Raw genomic sequence first — 15653 nt, 5'->3', positions numbered from 1 at the left:
CCTGCGTTTCCCGTTCCGTTCCGTTCCCTTCCTGACCTTCCCGACTCAGACCTGCGGCTGCCGGGGCCGCCGCTGCGACCACCACATGCCCGCCGCCCCGGCGGTCAGCAGTGCCGCGCCGGCGGCGCCGAGCGGGAGCAGGTCGCGCACCGGGCCGGTCCTCGGCAGCTTGTCGCCGCCGGGTGCCACCGGCTTGTTGTCGGTGCCGAGCAGCAGAGGGGTGGCCGGGGCGTTCGGTGACGGGTTCGTCGTACCGAACGGGACCGGGCCCTGCTGCCAGAACGTCTTCGAGCCGTCGGCGGTCTGGACGGGCAAACAGATCTTGCCGGTCTTTCCCAGGTCGAACGTCGCGTCGACGTCGTACGACTTCGACTTGCCGGCCGCGAGACTGCCGACGGCACAGTTGAAACCACTGTTCGAACCGTCCGGGAGATCTCCTTCGGCGATCTCCGAGCAGCCCTGAACATTCTTGACCGTCATGCCGTCGAATCCGACGACCAGGAGTCGGATATCGCCGCTTTCCTTACTCCCGTCGTTCTTTACCGTGGCGGTAAGTGCTGTTTCCTTCGAACTGTTGTCGACCGAGATGCTCTCGGGGAGTTCCGTGGTCAACTTGACGCCTGCCGGCGCTTTGGCAACGGCTTTTCCCCCCTTGCTGCTTCCGGGTCCCTGGCCATCCGCGCTGGCGGTGAAGGAAAGGATCATCACGGCCGAGAAAGATGCCGTGAGCAGCGATCCCGCCATGACCGTCGTGCGACCAGAACTCATGTTCGTCCCCCTTGAATCCCCCTGGACTGCGCCTGAATTCGCAGTCCATGAAGAGGTACCACAAGATTTCTCCCCACTATGCTGGTACGGCACGAAGTGTGACCATTGTGGTTCTGGTGGGGCGTGCGTTGAGGGGGTGCAGGGGATTGCCGGGGAATATGGGCGGCGGAGCTCCAGGTCTGGTGGTGACGGGCCGATATCGGCTGGTCGAAAGTATCGGACAGGGGGGAATGGGGCGGGTGTGGCGGGCCGTCGACGAAATGCTCGACCGGCCGGTGGCCGTCAAGGAAATGCGTATCGACGGCCTCGACGTGGAGGACACCCGTACGCGCCGCGAACGCACGCTCCGCGAGGCCAGGGCGACGGCCCGGATCGACCACCCCAACGTCGTTCGCGTGTACGACGTCGTGGACGAGGGTGAACGCCTGTGGATCGTCATGGAGTTGGTCGCCGGCCGTTCCCTCGAACAACTGCTGGCGGAGGACGGCCCGTTGGGCCCGGGTGACACGGCTCGCCTCGGCCTCGGCCTGATCTCCGCACTGCGTCAGGTGCACGCGGGTGGCGTCCTGCACCGTGACATCAAACCGGGCAACGTCCTGGTGGAACGGCGCGATGAACGGGTCGTCCTCACCGACTTCGGTATCGCCGCCATCCAGGACGCCAAGGCCCTCACGATGGTCGGGATGCTCGTGGGCTCCCCCGACTACATGGCACCGGAGCGGGTGTCGGGCCAGCACCAGGGCCCGCCGTCCGACGTGTGGTCCCTCGGCGCGACCCTCTGCGCGGCGCTGGGCGGCCGCTCCCCGTTCTCCCGCGAAACGACCCTGGCGACACTGCACGCGGTCCTGTACGAGGACCCCGAACTCCCCGCTGACGCAGGCCCGTTGCATGACATCCTGGCCGCCCTCCTGGAGAAGGAACCGTCGGCCAGGCCCGCACTGGAGGACGTGGAGCGGGCACTGCGGCCGGTGGCGTTTGCGGCGCCGGCGCCGGAGACACCGGGCGTGCGGCCGGACTCGGCACCCCCAACTCCCGTACGGGCACCGCAGGACACATCGACGCCCGCGTATCTGGAGGCGTCACTCGTACGGGCCGCACGACTGCCACAGGAGCAGTCACCGGAGGAGCCGCAGGAAGCGCAGGAACCGCGGGAGGACCAGCAGGAGCCCGAGCCCAGGCCGCCGACGGACGAGGTCCCCGTCGTGTGTACGGCCGCCACCCCGGTACTGGGAACCCCTTCCCTGCCTGCTTCTTGCGCAGGGGCATCGAACGCCTCCACCGAAGTCCCCTCCGAGATACGGTCCGAGGCCGGTTCGGCTATACCCACACGGAGTTCCGCACCGGCGGCGGGCCCCGGCGGAACGCGCAGGGCCGAAGTCTCCCTGGTCCGGACAACGGCCCAGGCCCAGGCGCAGGCGCTGACGGAGCGGCGGCCGGCGGAACAGCACCCGCAGCACCTGACGTCCCAACATGGTCCCGGGCAAGGGGCGGCCTCCCTCCCGGCGGCCACGCAGACCGCGCCACCGGTCGTGCCCCCCGGCGAACTGCCGGGCCCCGCGGGCCCCTCCGCCCCCGCGCGAGGCGGTGACCGGCGTCGGAGCAGGCGTCGTATGGGCATGGTGGCCGCGGGTGTGGTCACCGTGGGTGCCGTGGTCGGGGCAGTTTTCGCGTCGACGGCGGGATCGCCGGACGGCAAGAACACGGCGACCCCGTTGTCATCGCTCCCGGTATCGGTATCGGCATCGGACTCGCTCTCGGCCCCTCCGCCGACCCCGACGCCGGAACCCACTGTCGAGGGCACCTCCCGCCCGCGCAGTCTGCCGCCGGGCGCGCACGAGGAGGCGGGCGGATACGCGTGGGTGACGCCCAGGGGCTGGCGCCGGGACGTGAAGACGGGCGCCGAGGTGCACTACACGTCCCCCGACGGCAGGCAGGAACTCCTCGCCAAGTCCTCCCTCGCCCGCGGCGACCTGCTGGAGACCTGGGAGGAATCGGAGCGCAACGCCCGCCAGGGCCAGGACTACACGAAGATCACCCTCGCGGAGACGACGTACCAGGGCCACCCGGCGGTCGTCTGGGAGTACACCTTCACCCTGGACGGCATCCACTGGCACGCGCGGCTGCTCGGCTTCGACGTGGAGGGGAAGTCGTACCAGATCAGCACCTGGTACCACCAGGAGATCGAGGAGCAGGCGGTGCAGACCTACGAACGGGTGAAGGAGTCGTTCACGGTGCTGTGAACGACTCCGAACCATCCACTTACCTACTGCTACCGCTGAACTGTCCGACCTTGGCGACGTCGCCGTCATCGACGGCGTCCGAAGCCGGACCGTCGGGCACGACAACGCCTCCGCGTCCGGTCTTCTGCCGGACGACGGCGATGGCGAGCACGACGGCCGCGACCAGCAGCGAGAGCAGCACGGTCTCGCGCCCGTCGTGCTCGGTGTCGGTGAGCACGCAGCCCAGGACGAACACGATGAGGGCGGCGGTCCCCGGTTCCAGACAGGAGTACAGCCACATCCGCACGACGGGCTTCTCCGGGGACTCGCGCCCGATGATCTTCCGCACGCGCGGCTGCGAGAAGCAGATGACCAGCCAGACGAGCAGTACGCCGGTGCGGAGGGCGACGGCCCCGTTGGGCGCCGGTTTTCGTGATCAGCACCCGGGGCTGCCTTCACGAAACGGGCATGTCACACTCGTCCCATGCGCGTGTATCTCGGCTCCGACCATGCGGGCTTCGAACTCAAGAACCACCTCGTCGAGTGGCTCAAGGAGGCCGGCCACGACCCCGTGGACTGCGGTCCCCACATCTACGACGCCCTCGACGACTACCCGCCCTTCTGTCTCCGCGCCGCAGAGCGCACGGCGGCCGACCCGGACGCCCTCGGCATCGTGATCGGCGGCTCCGGCAACGGTGAGCAGATCGCGGCGAACAAGGTGAAGGGCGTGCGCGCGGCGCTGGCCTGGAGCGAGGAGACCGCGTCGCTGGGCCGCCAGCACAACAACGCCAACGTGGTCGCGGTGGGCGCGCGCATGCACACGCAGGACGAGGCGACGAAGTTCGTGGAAACGTTCCTGGCGACGCCGTTCTCGGAGGACGCCCGCCACATCCGCCGCATCGACATGCTCGCGGCGTACGAGACGACAGGCGACCTTCCGGAGATCCCGGCGCATCACCCGCAGGGATAGCAAACCTCTCTCCCACCCACGCGCCCACCGTCGCACTGCTTCTCCAGCCCACCGGGGCGATCCCGGCCGGCCCGGGATTCCGGGGCCGTGTCGCTCAGGGTTCTCGCCCGCCCGCACTGCTTCTTCAGCCCACCCGCCGGCCCCCGCCGTCACTCCAGCACAGGCAGTGCGGCTCAGGCGCCGGCCCGGGCACATTCAGCCCGTCCGGCGTTTGAGGACGAGGCCGTTCAGGCCGAGAGAGGTCCTGGGGCGCAGCCCCGGCAGGGTTCCAGGGGACGGAGTCCCGGGCGGGGTTCGGGGCGGAGCCCCTGGGCGAGGGCGGCCTCTCGACGGACCGAGACGAGCGCTGGGCGGGCGGGCAGAAAACCACGAAAGGAAGCGGCACCGTGCCGGAAGGGCACACGATCCACCGGCTGGCCCAGGACTACGCCGCCCACTTCGCAGGCAAGCCCGTCCGCGTAACCAGCCCCCAGGGCAAGTTCACCGACTCAGCCGCCCTGATCGACGGCACCGCCCTCACCACCACCGACGCCCACGGCAAACACCTCTTCCTCGGTTTCCGGGAAGCCGACTGGATCCACATCCACCTCGGCCTCTTCGGCAAGGTCAACTTCGGCGACGCCCCCGCCCCGCCCCCCACGGACACGGTCCGCCTCCGCCTCGCGAACAGCACCTCGTACGTGGACCTCCGGGGCCCCACCACCTGCGCCCTCATCACCGACACCGAGAAGCAGGCGATACACGACCGTCTCGGCCCGGACCCCCTCCGCCCGGACGCCGCCTCCGACACGGCCTACCGCACCCGGATCAGCCGTAGCCGTACGACCATCGCCGCCCTCCTCATGGACCAGAAGGTCATCGCGGGCGTGGGCAACGTCTACCGCGCCGAGGTCCTTTTCCGGCACGGCATCGACCCGTACCGCCCCGGCAAGGACATCACCCTCACCGAGTGGGACGCGCTCTGGAGCGACCTGGTCGCCCTCATGCGCGAGGGCGTACGCAACAACCGCATCGACACCGTCCGCCCGGAACACACACCGGAGGCGATGGGCCGCCCGCCGCGCGTCGACGACCACGGCGGCGAGGTCTACGTCTACCGCAGGGCCGATCTGCCCTGCCACCTCTGCGGCGGCCAGATCCGCACCGCCGGTCTCGCCGCCCGCAACCTCTTCTGGTGCCCCACCTGCCAACGCAGGTGACCTACGGGCCGGACAGGTGACCAGGCGTCAGAACCCGTGGGACAACCAGGGCGCCGCAACCGCCCCAAAGGCCACCGAGGCCTCGGCCACCGCCCCCTGCCGAACCTCCCGCACCCGCCCGGCGGACGCCAGCCCGGCCAACGACACGCCACCCAGGTACGCGGCCCCCAACTCCCGTACGGACAGCGCGAGATCAGCCGCATCCTCCGTACGCCGGCACTCGGCCCCCTTGGCATCGCCCGTCAGCCGCCACCGCCCGGAGTTCCACGGGCAGAACGCGTCCTCGACATCGAGCACGACATCCACCGGCGCCTGATACGTCCGCGCCTCCAACGCGGCCCCCACGTCCACCAGTCGGACGTACAGCGCGTCCCGCCTGCGCAGCCCGCACCGCCGGATGTCGGACACCATGTGATGCCACGGCTCGTCGACCGGCCGCCCCCGCGCGACGATCTTCGACGTCAGGTCGAGGCCGAACAGGAACCGCCACAGGGCAGCGTGCGAAGCGGCATCGAGCGCCTCCATGTCCTGGACGACCACCGCGCTGTTGGACCCGGAGACATCCCAGTCGGGCTTGACCCGGAACCGGACGAACCCCACGACATCCGCGCCCCGCTCGGCGACAACGCACTGCAGGGGCGAGGCCCCGTCGCGCTCGCTCTCCGGATCGAGCACGAAGACCGGCGCCCAGCCGGGCATCCGCGCCAGCATCCCGGGCCGCTCCGGCACCCGACGCGCGTACACCGCCTCGCAGACGTCAACGGCCTCGGCCGGTACGGCGTACCGCAGCCGTACGTCATCGGTTCCGGCCGGCACCGACAGCTGTACCCGCGTCGTGTCGATCTCGACGCTCAGCGAGTGAGTGGCGCAGCCGTACCCGAACCGCCCGTAGATCGCGGGCTCGGACGCCGTCAGTACGGCCAACGGCTCGCCCCAGCTCCGTACGTCGTCCAACTGCCGCCGCATCATCGACGTGAGCACCCCGCGCCTGCGGTGCGTACCGGCCACACCGACCATCGTCACGCCCGCGGCGGGCACGGAGGCGCCACCCGGTACCGTTAGCCGGAAAGTGAAGGCGCCCGCACTGCCCACGCACGTGTCACCGTCCCAGGCGCCGACGGAACGGTCGTACTCGGTAAGTGATTTCCACAACTCCCGTTCCTCGGCGGACTCGGTCATTCCACCGAAGGCGCGGATCAGGCTGTCGTACCACTGATCCCAGTCGTCGGGTCGCAGCACCCGCAGGTCGGTCGTGCCGGAGGTCCTGGTGGTCGTCATAGACCATGACTACCAGGGCAATGCGGGACGAGCGAGGGAATTTCTCCCTCGGGGCCTCGGACCGGCCCTCGGTGGGTTTCACTGTGAAGTTGAACCTCGGACGGGGGACAAGTGGGACCTCCCGTGCCAAGCAGCTGGTCCGATGGATAGGGTCCCGAACTAATGGCAGCAGGACGAGAGCGGCGCGCGGAAGCCGAGACGTTCACGGCCCGGTTGAAGAAGCAGGTCCACCGGGTCCGCACCGGCCTGCGCAGATCCGCCGTGGACTACTTCCGGGGCGACGGTTCGGACTGGATCGCGCTCGCCGGTCTGCTCCTCACCATCCCGATCATCACGGCCACGACCTTGGCCAACCCCGTGTGGGTCTCACCGTCCGCACTGGTCCTGCCGATTGTCACGGGCGGCCTCCTCCTGCGCCCGGCCAGCCTGCTGAGCCTGTACGCGGCGGCGGCGACGGCACTGATCGTGGAGTCGGTGGAACTGGGCCCGTACACGGAAGGCCCCTCCCGGGTCACCCCCGGCGTGGTCCTCGTGGTGGCGGCCTGCGGTTTCTTCGGCCTGCTGATCGCACAGTTCCGCAGCAGAGTGGGCGTCCCCTGGCGACGCGGCGGCACCATGCTGTTCGACCTGCGCGAACGCATCCGCGTCCAGAGCAAGTTGCCGCAGCTGCCGCAGGGGTGGCACCGGGAGATGGCGCTGCGCCCGGCGGGCGGCCAGTCGTTCTCGGGCGACTTCGTGGTGGCGGCCCGTACGAACGGGGGCCGCACGATGGAAGTGGTCCTGACGGACGTGTCGGGCAAGGGCATGGACGCAGGCTCCCGGGCCCTGCTCCTCTCCGGCGCCTTCGGAGGCCTGCTGGGCTCACTGCCGCCCCACGCCTTCCTCCCGGCGGCAAACGGCTACCTCCTCCGCCAGGACTGGGACGAGGGCTTCGCGACCTCGATCCACCTGGTCCTGGACCTGGACTCCGGCGACTACGAACTCTTCTCGGCCGGCCACCCACCGGGCCTCCAGCTCAGCGCGGGGACGGGCCGCTGGGAGGAAAAGGCGGCGGAGGGACCACTGTTGGGCGTGTACGACGGTGCCCAGTTCGACCCCGTGAAGGGATCGCTGCGCCCCGGCGACGTCCTGATGCTGTTCACCGACGGCCTGGTGGAAACGTCGGAGCGGGACATCGTCGAGGGCATCGACCGGCTGACGGGCGAGGCCGACCGCTATGTGGCCGGCGGCTTCCACGGCGCGGCCTGGCACCTCATCGAGGCGGTGGCCAAGGACGTGAACGACGACAGGGCCCTGCTCCTGATCTGCCGAGAGGGCCCCACGGCCCAGGCGACGATCTGACGCGGGCCGGCACCTCGCCAGCGCCGGCCCACTCTCAGCCTGTACGTCCTTTGCGGACAAGCGCATTCAGCGCGTCGGGGGGTCCGGGAGCGCAGTCTCCGGCGACAGGACGGGACGCGTAGGGGCTGCGGGGGCGCTGCATGACATCAGCGGCTCCGCCGCGGACCCCAGGCACCCACCCCGCAGCCAGCAGCCCCAGCAGCGCCAGCACAACCCGGTGATGAACGCGGACATCCGCGCATCCACCCCGCCCCGCAGTCGTCGTCGCCAGGATCGACGCGAACTCCCCGAGCCGGCAACGTGGTCGAGGCGATCTCCATGTCGTGCGGGTCGGAGACCAGCGCGAAGCTGGTGTGTGCCGGCCGGGCAGTATCCCGGCCAGGATGAACAGGGGGGATGGTGGGCAGTCCGATCCGGCTGCCGGTCCGGGCGAGGGCACTGGCGACGAGAAAAGCGCCGCCCACGACGATCAGGGTGTCCGCCTGTCCGATGAACCCACCTCCAGGGCCAAGGAAGCGTCAGGAGTTGGTCAGCACTTACTTCGCCAAACGATCCCCGAAGCCCGCCGAGTCACCGAACCCGCCGAAACCCACCGCCCCCCACACTGACCGGATGACGAAAAACCCTGCGCACCCCCCAGTGCCGCCCCCCGCACCCCCAACACCCCTGACCCTGGCCGAAGTAGAGGCCACGGCCCGAGCCGCACACGCAGCGCAGACGGACAAGGCGGGCCGCCCCTACGCGGAGCACCTCCAGGCCGTCGCGGAGGGCGTACGTGCGCGCGGAGGCGACGACGAGCAGATCGCGGCGGCCTGGTTGCACGACGCCGTGGAGGACGACGTACTGCCCGGCCCGTGGCTGGAGGGGGCCGCGCTGTCCCGCCGCACGAAGGACATCGTGCTGGCCGTCACCAAGCGCGCGGGGGAGACCCCTGAGGCCTACGCCCGGCGCATCCTCGAAACCCCGGGCGCGCTCCTGGTCAAGGAGGCGGACCTGGCGCACAACGGGGACCCGGCCCGCCTGGCGGCACTGGGCGACCCGACCCGCGTCCGCCTGACCGGGAAGTACGCCAGAATGCGCGCGCTTCTCGGTCTGTAGTGAGGTGAATGTCAGCCTAAGAACCTATAAAGAACACATTTCTGCGCCCTGCGTTTATCTGTGCCGATAAATCGATCCGGTGGGGCCGATGATGCGTCACCGGCCGCATACGGCGGCCTGGTTGGTGGCACGATGGATCTGGCGGGGGTGCGAGGGAACGCATCCCTGGGCCGGTAGAGCGGACCGACCATAGGGTGTGATCAGTGTGGCCATTTCGTTGTCAGTGGTGCTGATGTTGGGAATCATCCTGGTGGTGCTGATTCGCGGGGGCACGATCAAGGCGGGCCCGGCGGTCGTCGCCATCCTCTTCGGCTTCTTCCTCGCCTCGACCGGCATGGCCGACGACATCCAGCGCTTCCTGAACTCGATAGCCGACACGCTCAACGAGATCCAGTTCTGACCGCGTCACGACCGCCATGTCCGACCGCCGTGGAGAAAACGCGACCGGCCCGGTTCCGAGGAACCGGGCCGACGGTGAGAGAGAGCGGGCGACGGGAATCGAACCCGCGTAGCTAGTTTGGAAGACTAGGGCTCTACCATTGAGCTACGCCCGCACGTGTGCGCCGCAGGTCAGATGACCGCGGCACTGAAGGCATCGTAGCGGTTCGGGGCCCCTCGACGCACACCCGGTTCTCCAGTCTTGAAATGCGGCAACCCCATGGCCTGCGGGCATGTACCCTACGTGTCGCACCAGACGGGGTGTGGCGCAGCTTGGTAGCGCGTCCGCTTTGGGAGCGGAAGGCCGTGGGTTCAAATCCCGCCACCCCGACCACCTGCCGGACCACCGGCGAGATCACCTTTTGGGGCGAGTACCGCCTGCGGCTACTATGCAAGCTGCGCGCCCGTGTGTCTGCGTTGTTACGTCCCTCAAGGGCCGCGAATCCGCTGAAGACTCCGCCGCGTCCGGCAGAGGACGATCGGCAGAACCCTCAGCAGAACCCAGAGAAGTCAGCCCCCAAGGAGACCGAACCGTGAAGAGCGCCGTGGAGACCCTGAACCCGACCCGGGTTCGGCTCAGCATCGAGGTGCCCTTCGAGGAGCTCAAGGACAGCCTCGACGCGGCGTACAAGAAGATCAACCAGCAGGTCACGGTGAAGGGCTTCCGGAAGGGCAAGGTCCCGGCGCGCGTCATCGACCAGCGGTTCGGCCGCGGTGCGGTCCTGGAGGAGGCGGTCAACGACGCGCTTCCGAAGTTCTACACCGAGGCGGTCACCGAGGCCGAGCTCAACGTCCTGGGCCAGCCCGAGGTCGACATCACGGAGCTGAAGGACGGCGACACGCTGAACTTCACCGCCGAGGTCGACGTCCGTCCGGCGATCGAGATCCCGGACTACTCCGGCATCGAGGTCGAGGTCGACGCGATCGAGGTCACCGAGGAGGACATCGACAAGTCGGTCGAGCAGCTCCGTGAGCGCTTCGCCTCCACCTCCCCGGTCGAGCGTGCCGCCGAGGACGGCGACGTCGTGACGCTGGACCTGGAGGCCAAGGTCGACGGCGAGGTGCTGGAGGACGGCGTCGCGAGCGGCGTCTCCTACACCATCGGCTCCGGCGAGCTGCTGGAAGGCGTCGACGACGCCGTCAAGGGCGTGGAGGCCGGTGGCGAGGCCACCTTCACCTCCGAGCTCAAGGGTGGCTCGGCGGCCGGCAAGGAGGCCGAGGTCACCGTCAAGGTCACCCAGGTGGCCGCCCGTGAACTCCCGGCCCTGGACGACGAGTTCGCCCAGCTCGCCTCCGAGTTCGACACCCTGGAGGAGCTGCGCGCGGACAGCCGCAAGCGCCTCGAGAACATGAAGCAGTACGACCAGGCCACGCAGGCCCAGGAGCGCGTCCTGGAGAAGCTGCTGGAGCTCGTCGAGGTGCCCGTCCCCGAGAAGCTCCTCGAGGACGAGATCAACACCCGCAAGCACAACCTGGAGCACCACCAGCTCGGCCAGATGGGCCTCGACCTCGAGAAGTACCTCGAGATCCAGGGCAAGACGGCCGAGGAGTTCGACACCGAGACCAAGGAAGCCGCGGTCAAGGGCATCAAGACCCAGTTCGTCCTCGACGAGCTGGTCAACAAGGAGAAGCTGAACGTCAACCAGGAGGAGCTTACCGAGCACCTCATGCGGCGCGCGGCCTCCTCCGGCATGTCCCCCGACCAGTTCGCCCAGGCGGTCGTCGAGGGCGGCCAGGTCCCGATGCTGGTCGGCGAGGTCGCCCGCGGCAAGGCCCTCGCGGTGGTGGTCGAGGCCGCCACGGTCAAGGACACCAACGGCGAGATCATCGACCTCGACGACGAGGAAGAGGACGAGACCACGGAGACGGCCGAGGCCGCCACCGAGGACGCCCCGGCCGAGGCCGCGGAGGAGAAGCCCGAGGCCTGAAAGCCACGGCACCTCTGAAACGCACGTAGAACAGGCCCCCGGGGACTTTGTCCCCGGGGGCCTGTTCGCGCTCTGCAGGGGCGCGGGGAACTGCGCGAACGGTCCCCCACGAGCCCGCACGGCCCCACCGCCGGCGGAGCTACGGCGAACATCAGGGGGCCCGCGACGCTCGCCCGAACCCCGGCCCCGACACAGCCGACCCTCGCCGCAAAACCCCGCTCAACCCGGCGGAGCACATGCGCTCACAGCGAACAGTTCCATTCCCGGGATTCCCCGGAGGGACCCGCGCGTTAGGGTCCATGAGTACGAGGGCAGGGGAGTCCCCGGACAACGGCCGGACGGCCCCACGCCCCGGCAGAACACGTGAGACGGCCCGGCGCCGTCGTAATACGAGCAGGTGGATACGACGTGACGAATCTGATGCCTTCCGCCGCCGGCGAGCCTTCCATCGGCGGTGGCCTCGGCGACCAGGTCTACAACCGGCTGCTCAACGAGCGGATCATCTTCCTCGGCCAGCCGGTCGACGACGACATCGCGAACAAGATCACCGCGCAGCTGCTGCTCCTCGCCGCCGCTGACCCGGACAAGGACATCAACCTCTACATCAACAGCCCGGGCGGCTCGATCACAGCCGGCATGGCGATCTACGACACCATGCAGTTCATCAAGAACGACGTGATGACCATCGCCATGGGTCTCGCCGCCTCCATGGGCCAGTTCCTCCTCAGCGCGGGTACGCCCGGCAAGCGCTTCGCCCTGCCGAACGCCGAGATCCTGATCCACCAGCCCTCCGCGGGCCTCGCCGGTTCGGCGTCGGACATCAAGATCCACGCCGAGCGGCTGCTGCACACCAAGAAGCGCATGGCCGAGCTCACGGCGCAGCACACGGGCCAGACCGTCGAGCAGGTCACCCGGGACTCGGACCGCGACCGCTGGTTCGACCCCGAGGAGGCCAAGGCGTACGGCCTCATCGACGACGTCATCGCCACGGCCGCAGGCATCCCGGGCGGCGGCGGCACAGGGGCGTAAGCGCCCCCAACGCCCTCCAGCCCCCGCCTAAGCCCCTTTCAGGAGACACCGTGAACGACTTCCCCGGCAGCGGCCTCTACGACCGCACGAGGGCCGCCCAGGCCGCCCAGGCGGAGTACACCGGCCCCAGCGCCGAATCCCGCTACGTCATCCCGCGCTTCGTCGAGCGCACCTCGCAGGGTGTGCGTGAGTACGACCCGTACGCGAAGCTCTTCGAGGAGCGCGTGATCTTCCTCGGCGTGCAGATCGACGACGCCTCCGCCAACGACGTCATGGCACAGCTGCTGTGCCTGGAGTCGATGGACCCCGACCGGGACATCTCGGTCTACATCAACAGCCCCGGTGGCTCGTTCACGGCCCTCACGGCCATTTACGACACGATGCAGTTCGTGAAGCCGGATGTCCAGACGGTCTGCATGGGCCAGGCGGCCTCCGCCGCCGCGATCCTCCTCGCGGCCGGTACGCCGGGCAAGCGCATGGCGCTGCCCAACGCGCGCGTGCTGATCCACCAGCCGTACAGCGAGACCGGCCGCGGGCAGGTCTCCGACCTGGAGATCGCGGCCAACGAGATCCTCCGGATGCGTGCCCAGCTGGAGGACATGCTGGCCAGGCACTCCACCACGCCGATCGAGAAGATCCGCGAGGACATCGAGCGCGACAAGATCCTCACGGCCGAGGACGCACTGTCCTACGGCCTGATCGACCAGATCATCTCCACCCGGAAGATGAACAACGCCAGCGTCCGCTGACGTACTGGTGGACGCAGAAGCTGTAGCGTCTGCCGCCCCTTGGCACGGTTTGACTCGGAGCACGTCAAAGTGAACCGCGCCAAGGGGGGCCCGAACGGGGGGCCCGGCAAGGTACCGTCGGACATAAGGCAGCACCAGGAGCCGCTGGACCTAGGCGTCTCCCAGGCGAAGGGGAAGCACACCGTGGCACGCATCGGTGACGGCGGCGATCTGCTCAAGTGCTCGTTCTGTGGCAAGAGCCAGAAGCAGGTCAAGAAGCTCATCGCAGGCCCCGGTGTATACATCTGCGACGAGTGCATCGATCTCTGCAACGAGATCATCGAGGAAGAGCTCGCGGAGACGAGCGAGGTCAGGTGGGAGGAACTCCCCAAGCCTCGTGAGATCTACGAGTTCCTCGAGGGGTACGTGGTCGGTCAGGAGTCGGCCAAGAAGGCCCTGTCCGTCGCGGTGTACAACCACTACAAGCGGGTCCAGGCCGGTGAGAACGGCGGCGGTCAAAGCCGTGACGACGCCATCGAGTTGGCGAAGTCGAACATCCTCCTGCTGGGGCCCACGGGCTCCGGCAAGACCCTCCTCGCGCAGACACTGGCGCGCATGCTGAACGTCCCGTTCGCCATCGCCGACGCGACGGCGCTGACGGAGGCGGGGTATGTCGGCGAGGACGTCGAGAACATCCTGCTGAAGCTGATCCAGGCGGCGGACTACGACGTCAAGAAGGCCGAAACCGGAATCATCTACATCGACGAGATCGACAAGGTCGCGCGGAAGAGCGAGAACCCGTCGATCACGCGTGACGTGTCCGGTGAGGGTGTCCAGCAGGCACTGCTGAAGATCCTCGAAGGCACGACGGCCTCCGTCCCGCCGCAGGGCGGACGCAAGCACCCGCACCAGGAGTTCATCCAGATCGACACGACGAACGTCCTGTTCATCGTGGGCGGTGCCTTCGCGGGCCTGGAGAAGCTCATCGAGTCGAGGGCGGGCGCCAAGGGCATCGGCTTCGGCGCGACGATCCGCTCCAAGCGTGAGATGGAGAACAAGGACCAGTTCGAGGCGGTCATGCCCGAGGACCTGGTGAAGTTCGGGATGATCCCGGAGTTCATCGGCCGCCTCCCCGTGATCACCTCGGTCCACAACCTGGACCGCAAGGCGCTCCTGCAGATCCTGGTGGAGCCGCGCAACGCCCTCGTCAAGCAGTACCAGCGCCTCTTCGAACTCGACGGCGTGGAGCTGGACTTCGAGCGCGAGGCGCTGGAGGCCATCGCCGACCAGGCGATCCTGCGCCAGACCGGCGCGCGAGGCCTGCGCGCCATCATGGAGGAGGTCCTCCAGGCGGTGATGTACGAGGTTCCGTCCCGCAAGGACGTGGCCCGCGTCGTCATCACGGCGGACGTCGTCCTGTCGAACGTGAACCCGACCCTGATCCCGAGGGAGGCCCGCGGGCGTGGCCCGGGCGAGCAGAAGACGGCATAACGGCAGGGCAGGACAAGGGAATTGAGGCAACTGCGGAGGGGCCCCGGTCAGCCGACCGGGGCCCCTCCGCAGTTGAGGTGCCCAAGACCCTGACGAATGTCCGTCAGGCCTTGACGCGCACATCGGCGCGCAGCTTGGCCGCGAGCGCGGACGCGTTCTCCAGCGAGGTGCTTCCGCCCGTGGTCAGGGAGGCGAGGTCGTACGAGATCACATAGCTGAGGGTGCTGTGGTCACCCCAGATGCAGACCGGCATCCGCGTCGTCTTGCCGGATTCGGTGCTCTCGATGTGCTGGCACTTCATGACGCCGTTGACGAAGCCCGAGGGTGTGAAGGCCTGCGGGCTGCCGACGAGTTCGCCGGCGAAGGAGGTGTCCTTCTCCGACTCGGTCCTCATCTTGGCGAACATGGCGTCGACGACACTCTCCGGGTCGTCGATCGTGCCGTACACACCGGAGAACATGAGGTTCTTGGCGGTGAGTCCCGACCCCGAGGTGTAGCCCGCGCTGACGTTCTTGGGGTTCTGCACACCCCACGCCTCGGCTTCCTTGATCTCCGCGTCGGTCATCTCGTCCGCCGAGTCGCCGCCGCTGCTCTTGTACGTGCCGTCGATCACGGTCGCCGGCGTCGTCAGCTTGTGCGCGCCGTCGTCGGCGATGCCGGAACCGCCGCCCGAGCTGTCCCCGCTGCCGAACACGAACCACGCCCCCACGGCGATGGCGGCCACGACCGCGACCGCCCCGACGACGATCCCCGCCGTCTTCTTGTCCCCACCCGGCGCCGGCGGCTGCGGAACCCCGTAGGGGGCCTGGCCGTACGGCGGCTGCTGACCGTAAGGGTTGGGGGCACCCTGCGGGGCCTGCTGCGGGTAGCCGTAGCCGGGCTGCGGGGGAGGAGCCTGCTGGGGGTAGCCGTAGCCGGGCTGCGGAGCTGCCTGAGGGGCCTGGGGTGCCTGCGGCGGCTGACCGTACGGGCCCGGCTGGGTCGGCTGCCCGTACGGTCCGGGCTGCTGCGGCGGTTGGCCGTACGGTCCCGGCTGGTTGTGGCTCATCTCTGGGTTCCCCTCCAGATGCTTATGTGTTCCTGACATCCTGGCGCAGGCCAGGAGCCCGAGTTGCCCCGGGTGTCCCACCGTTACGAAAGAAACGCGTTTCGGGACACGGTGGTGA

At 68.8% G+C, this 15653-nt stretch carries 13 protein-coding genes, 2 tRNA genes and 1 pseudogene; 11 read left to right on the top strand and 5 right to left on the bottom strand.

The window, feature by feature from the left end:
* Nucleotides 1-45: 45 nt before the first annotated feature.
* Nucleotides 46-768, bottom strand: a complete 723-nt coding sequence (locus RB628_RS10895) for a hypothetical protein (RefSeq protein WP_318320131.1) — start codon at nt 766-768, stop codon at nt 46-48.
* A gap of 230 nt (nt 769-998) precedes the next feature.
* Between RB628_RS10895 and RB628_RS10890 the strand changes: the two genes are divergently transcribed.
* Complete coding sequence (locus tag RB628_RS10890; RefSeq protein WP_412180632.1) at nt 999-3008, top strand: protein kinase domain-containing protein; 2010 nt, start codon at nt 999-1001, stop codon at nt 3006-3008.
* Nucleotides 3009-3027: 19 nt separating this feature from the next.
* On the opposite strand, the pseudogene RB628_RS10885 reads toward RB628_RS10890, so the two are convergent.
* Nucleotides 3028-3405, bottom strand: a pseudogene (locus RB628_RS10885) (amino acid transporter); the annotation flags it as partial.
* Between the two features lie 66 nt (nt 3406-3471).
* On the opposite strand from RB628_RS10885, the gene RB628_RS10880 reads away from it, so the two are divergent.
* Together RB628_RS10880 and RB628_RS10875 are read left to right on the top strand one after the other, a co-directional pair.
* Nucleotides 3472-3957: a ribose-5-phosphate isomerase gene (locus RB628_RS10880; protein ID WP_318320129.1), complete on the top strand. Its 486-nt coding sequence runs from the start codon at nt 3472-3474 to the stop codon at nt 3955-3957.
* Nucleotides 3958-4343: 386 nt separating this feature from the next.
* On the top strand, nt 4344-5156 hold the full coding sequence (locus RB628_RS10875; RefSeq protein WP_318320128.1) for an Fpg/Nei family DNA glycosylase: 813 nt from the start codon (nt 4344-4346) through the stop codon (nt 5154-5156).
* 27 nt (nt 5157-5183) lie between these two features.
* Here RB628_RS10875 and RB628_RS10870 read toward each other — a convergent pair whose 3' ends face one another.
* Nucleotides 5184-6434 (bottom strand): GNAT family N-acetyltransferase, encoded by a 1251-nt coding sequence (locus RB628_RS10870; protein WP_318320126.1) that lies wholly within the window; start codon nt 6432-6434, stop codon nt 5184-5186.
* A 162-nt stretch (nt 6435-6596) separates the two neighbouring features.
* Between RB628_RS10870 and RB628_RS10865 the strand changes: the two genes are divergently transcribed.
* From RB628_RS10865 to RB628_RS10850, 3 genes are all read left to right on the top strand, one after another.
* The gene (locus RB628_RS10865; RefSeq protein ID WP_318320125.1) at nt 6597-7775 is read left to right on the top strand and encodes a PP2C family protein-serine/threonine phosphatase; all 1179 of its coding nucleotides are present in this window, start codon (nt 6597-6599) and stop codon (nt 7773-7775) included.
* A 612-nt stretch (nt 7776-8387) separates the two neighbouring features.
* The gene (locus tag RB628_RS10855; RefSeq protein WP_318320124.1) at nt 8388-8873 is read left to right on the top strand and encodes an HD domain-containing protein; all 486 of its coding nucleotides are present in this window, start codon (nt 8388-8390) and stop codon (nt 8871-8873) included.
* A gap of 205 nt (nt 8874-9078) precedes the next feature.
* Nucleotides 9079-9273, top strand: coding sequence for a hypothetical protein (locus RB628_RS10850; protein ID WP_318320123.1), 195 nt, complete (start codon nt 9079-9081; stop codon nt 9271-9273).
* A gap of 83 nt (nt 9274-9356) precedes the next feature.
* Here the strand turns inward: RB628_RS10850 and RB628_RS10845 are convergent.
* Nucleotides 9357-9427 (bottom strand) — tRNA-Gly (locus RB628_RS10845).
* 141 nt (nt 9428-9568) lie between these two features.
* Between RB628_RS10845 and RB628_RS10840 the strand changes: the two genes are divergently transcribed.
* The 5 genes from RB628_RS10840 to clpX all read left to right on the top strand — a co-directional run bounded on the left by RB628_RS10840 (nt 9569) and on the right by clpX (nt 14487).
* Nucleotides 9569-9645 (top strand) — tRNA-Pro (locus tag RB628_RS10840).
* Between the two features lie 199 nt (nt 9646-9844).
* The gene (gene tig, locus RB628_RS10835) at nt 9845-11239 is read left to right on the top strand and encodes a trigger factor (protein WP_318320122.1); all 1395 of its coding nucleotides are present in this window, start codon (nt 9845-9847) and stop codon (nt 11237-11239) included.
* Between the two features lie 420 nt (nt 11240-11659).
* Nucleotides 11660-12268 carry an ATP-dependent Clp protease proteolytic subunit gene (locus tag RB628_RS10830; protein ID WP_062043785.1) on the top strand — a complete coding sequence of 203 codons (609 nt, stop codon included), beginning with the start codon at nt 11660-11662 and terminating at the stop codon, nt 12266-12268.
* Between the two features lie 50 nt (nt 12269-12318).
* Nucleotides 12319-13017: an ATP-dependent Clp protease proteolytic subunit gene (locus RB628_RS10825; protein ID WP_318320121.1), complete on the top strand. Its 699-nt coding sequence runs from the start codon at nt 12319-12321 to the stop codon at nt 13015-13017.
* A gap of 183 nt (nt 13018-13200) precedes the next feature.
* Nucleotides 13201-14487 carry an ATP-dependent Clp protease ATP-binding subunit ClpX gene (gene clpX, locus RB628_RS10820; protein WP_318320120.1) on the top strand — a complete coding sequence of 429 codons (1287 nt, stop codon included), beginning with the start codon at nt 13201-13203 and terminating at the stop codon, nt 14485-14487.
* Nucleotides 14488-14590: 103 nt separating this feature from the next.
* Here the strand turns inward: clpX and RB628_RS10815 are convergent, their stop codons facing one another.
* Entirely contained in the window at nt 14591-15535 is a 945-nt protein-coding gene (locus RB628_RS10815; protein ID WP_318320119.1) for a hypothetical protein, read from the bottom strand.
* Nucleotides 15536-15653 lie beyond the last annotated feature (118 nt).

The sequence above is a fragment of the Streptomyces sp. ADMS genome, assembly GCF_033441795.1.
Lineage (GTDB): Bacteria > Actinomycetota > Actinomycetes > Streptomycetales > Streptomycetaceae > Streptomyces.
This window is presented reverse-complemented; position numbering and strand designations above follow the sequence as displayed.

What these genes read in the sequence shown, in the direction of transcription:
- RB628_RS10895 (WP_318320131.1), bottom strand. Translation starts at nt 768, where the DNA reads ATGAGTTCTGGTCGCACGACGGTCATGGCGGGATCGCTGCTCACGGCA.
- RB628_RS10890 (WP_412180632.1), top strand. Translation starts at nt 999, where the DNA reads ATGGGGCGGGTGTGGCGGGCCGTCGACGAAATGCTCGACCGGCCGGTG.
- RB628_RS10880 (WP_318320129.1), top strand. Translation starts at nt 3,472, where the DNA reads ATGCGCGTGTATCTCGGCTCCGACCATGCGGGCTTCGAACTCAAGAAC.
- RB628_RS10870 (WP_318320126.1), bottom strand. Translation starts at nt 6,434, where the DNA reads ATGACGACCACCAGGACCTCCGGCACGACCGACCTGCGGGTGCTGCGA.
- RB628_RS10865 (WP_318320125.1), top strand. Translation starts at nt 6,597, where the DNA reads ATGGCAGCAGGACGAGAGCGGCGCGCGGAAGCCGAGACGTTCACGGCC.
- RB628_RS10855 (WP_318320124.1), top strand. Translation starts at nt 8,388, where the DNA reads ATGACGAAAAACCCTGCGCACCCCCCAGTGCCGCCCCCCGCACCCCCA.
- RB628_RS10830 (WP_062043785.1), top strand. Translation starts at nt 11,660, where the DNA reads ATGCCTTCCGCCGCCGGCGAGCCTTCCATCGGCGGTGGCCTCGGCGAC.
- RB628_RS10815 (WP_318320119.1), bottom strand. Translation starts at nt 15,535, where the DNA reads ATGAGCCACAACCAGCCGGGACCGTACGGCCAACCGCCGCAGCAGCCC.